The 2513-nt window shown below is 58.5% G+C and carries 1 protein-coding gene and 1 pseudogene; one reads left to right on the top strand and one right to left on the bottom strand.

The window, feature by feature from the left end; genetic code table 11:
* On the bottom strand, positions 1-190 hold a 190-nt coding region (locus tag HOY34_RS21920; RefSeq protein WP_216654883.1), incomplete at its 3' end, for a hypothetical protein.
* Positions 191-1124: 934 nt separating this feature from the next.
* Here HOY34_RS21920 and HOY34_RS21700 point away from each other — a divergent pair.
* Positions 1125-1928, top strand: a pseudogene (locus tag HOY34_RS21700) (IS5 family transposase); the annotation flags it as partial.
* Between the last annotated feature and the right edge of the window lie 585 nt (positions 1929-2513).

Here is a 2513-nt window from a genome sequence, read left to right on the forward strand (position 1 = left end):
TATTGGCGACATTGCATGCGGCTGCAGATGCGCTTCCCGCCGACAGAATGGTCAAGCCACCCATCATCGCTGCCGAAGCCGCAACTCCGGCGACGAACGGAGCGATGCTCGCCACCTGGCCTTTCCACTTCACAAGGCGGCCGCCCCGCACAAGCTGATGATATGATTTTTCGCGTGTCAGATCTGACATTTTACTTCCTGCTACTTGTTACTGTTACTGGTGTTCTTCAGGTGTTACCGCGTCTCATAAGCGGATTTCTTTTCCTGGAAATATGGTCGGATATTCTTTTAAAACAAAGGGTTCCTTACTCTTGATGACCTATATGAAGACTGGTGATGGCGCTTCGGCAAGCCAGCGCGCCTGCGTCACATTCCGCCGTGACCGCTATGCGCCGCCAGGGGATGGGCCAGGGCATGGGATGGTTGCTGCCATCACAATCCGAAAGGCTCTCGCTGCGCATAAGAAAGGGGTGCAGAGGTTGAAGTCTCAAGCCGCGCCTCCGGCGTTCTGGCCCATCTCGCTCCCCTGATACGGCGCGCCATGACCTGTCCGAAGGTGGGACAAGGCGGGCTTTTGTGCCGGGGGCAGAGAGGCAGAAAGCGCTCAGGGCAGCACAAGCCGCACCTGATACAGAGGCGCAATCCGGGAACGGCCCGGACAGCGGGGCAAAATAGCCTCCTTTTGGCGCCACAATCCTGCGCAATTACTCAACCCCTTCACACTCGTCAAAAGCCGGATTCTCTCCGGCCGGAACTTTCTACCTGGCCGTGTAACACGAAAGGTTCAATTTGTCAAAAATGAGTGAGAATGCGGTTAAGTGATGACCCGGTGAGCATTTGCCCATGCTGCAAGGCGTAAAACGTAGCGATGAGCAGACCATTGGAATAGGTCGCCAAACGGTGGATGACCAGGCAGAAGGCTGCGCTGATCATCGAGATCAGCAGGGCATAACAACGGTGACCGCAGAGCAAGCTGATGGCCTCTGCTGAACATCACGCTGTCGCAGGCGACGGATCTGATTCGGCCGCATCGGCAATGATCATGGGCGTTGTTGCCGAAGTCGCGGCGAGCAGGATTCACACGTTGAAACTATGGGATGAAATTATGAGGTTAATGGTCTGAGATGACGAGACCTGAACCTCCCCGCTATCGGACGACGAACTGGAAGAGTTACAACGAGGCCCTGAAGCGGCGCGGCTCCTTGCTGATCTGGTTGGACAAGGACATGACGTGGCTTGCGCCGAAGGCCGGTCGCAGCGGCCGACTGCGGGTGTTCAGCGGTGAGGATGATGAGAAAACAGTCCGGGGGACTGTTTTCCGACGAACGCTGTCCAGTTTTGTCTGATGGTGAAGGTGCTCTTCGGGCAGCCGCGCGCCCGGTCCGCCCAACCTGCTGATTGACAGCACGGGGATCAAGCTCCCCGGCGACGGGGAATGGCTCGCGCGCAAGCATGGCACGCATCGCCAGCGCCAATATCGAAAGGTTCATTTGGCGATGCACACTGCCACCGGCGACATGCGTGCCATGGAGTTCACCTCGAACGATCAGGGCGACAGCCCTGTGCTGCCGCGCCTGCCTGACCGGATCCCCGCTGATAAGCAGATCGGCACAGTGACCGGCGATGGTGCTTTTGACACAAGGCGATGCAATAGCGCGATCCTCAAGCGCGGTGGCACAGCGATCATCCCCATCTGCAAGAAAGGGCGACAATGGCGCGAGAACTGTCCCGCCGCCAAGCCCCGCAACGAGATCCTCAAGGCCACACAACGCCTGGCGCGGGCAGCCTGGAAACGCTGGTCAGGATATCACGCCCGAAGCCGGATCGAGGCCAGGATGACCTCCTGGTTCTCTCGAACCGATGGCGTTCATCTGCCCGATCTCAAGTCGGTCGGGGAACGCATTGCATCACACGACCCGAACCGCCAACAGTATCGCCCCCGATTTTTTGAACCCTATGTAACAGGATCAGCAGTGGGTCTCGCTGATCCCCCGCCCGAAGGCAAGGAAAAGCGATGACCGATTAACTGCACTGCCCCGCTGCCAGGGAAGCGATTGCTGCTGTGGTGCATGCCGACAAGGCCAAGCAGGCCTTGCAGGATCAATCTGGCATCGAGACCAAGGCAGACCTGAAAGGCCTGTGGGCACAATTCCCGAAGGCCAGCGCCCTTTTCACCAGGATCATCTCAACGTCGCGGGGGGGGTAAATCTCGCCGCCCCGGTGCAGCGGGGCATTGGGCCGCTTATCCATATCCCGAATGGGCGCAAATGACGGGTTTGTCGGTTGCCACCCTCAAACGGGAGTTGCAGGGTTTCAGTTCGTCCGCGAAACCCTTGGCAGATCACGGCGAGTTTCGGCCCATACCTGTCGTCCGCTAGGTTCAGTACCCATTGATTGTGCTGCTGTTCGGTGATTCAGCAGGTGTCAGGAGCCCCTTCTGATGAGCAATCTATTCTGGCTGACTGACGCGCAGATGGCGCGGCTCGAGCCGTTTTTCCCCACGAGCCATGGCC

It is taken from the genome of Pseudogemmobacter hezensis (genome assembly GCF_013155295.1).
Taxonomy (GTDB): Bacteria; Pseudomonadota; Alphaproteobacteria; order Rhodobacterales; family Rhodobacteraceae; genus Pseudogemmobacter; species Pseudogemmobacter hezensis.